The sequence below is a fragment of the Micrococcus sp. HSID17227 genome (genome assembly GCF_003989405.1).
Lineage (GTDB): Bacteria > Actinomycetota > Actinomycetes > Actinomycetales > Micrococcaceae > Micrococcus > Micrococcus luteus.
Map to the genome: position 1 here is coordinate 1 of NZ_RBLN01000565.1, position 590 is coordinate 590.

The window sequence follows — 590 nt, forward strand, 5'->3', positions numbered from 1 at the left end:
ACCACCTTCCGGGTGAAGTCCACGGCCCGGTAGTTGTTGCCGTTGTCCGTGATCACCCGGTCCACGGTGATGCCGTGGGCGGCGAAGAACGCCCTCGCCCGGCAGAAGAACCCGATCGTGGTCACCGCCTTCTCGTCCTCCAACGCTTCGGTGTAGGCCAGGCGGGTGTACCCGTCGATCGCCGAGTGCAGGTAGGTGTACCCGACCCGTCGGCCAGGCCCGCGCTTGGCCGCTCGCGCGTTCTCGGAGTCCCGGCCGTGAGCACGCCAGCCTCCCCCGTCAGGGATGCGCCCGATCTTCTTCACGTCCAGGTGCACCATGTGCCCCGGGCCGCGGGCGGTGATCTTCTGGGGTCGTTGGCGCAGGTCTTCTCCGGCCGGGGTCAGGTCCCGTAGGCGGGAGATCCCGAGTCGGTGCAGCCACCGTCCCACGGTACGAAGACACACCTGGTGGCCTTCGGAGGCGAGGTGGTGATGGATGCGCCGTGCGGACCACTTGCGCTCCCGCCGCAGGGCGTGGATCTGGGCGACCAAGACCGGATCGAGCTGGGCAGGTGAACGGTGCGGCCGGCTGGGCAGGTCCTGAAGGCC

At 69.2% G+C, this 590-nt stretch carries 1 protein-coding gene; it reads right to left on the reverse strand.

What is annotated here, in order from left to right:
• A partial coding sequence (locus D8M29_RS13330) for a helix-turn-helix domain-containing protein (protein ID WP_148111653.1) occupies positions 1-590 on the reverse strand: 590 nt, incomplete at both ends.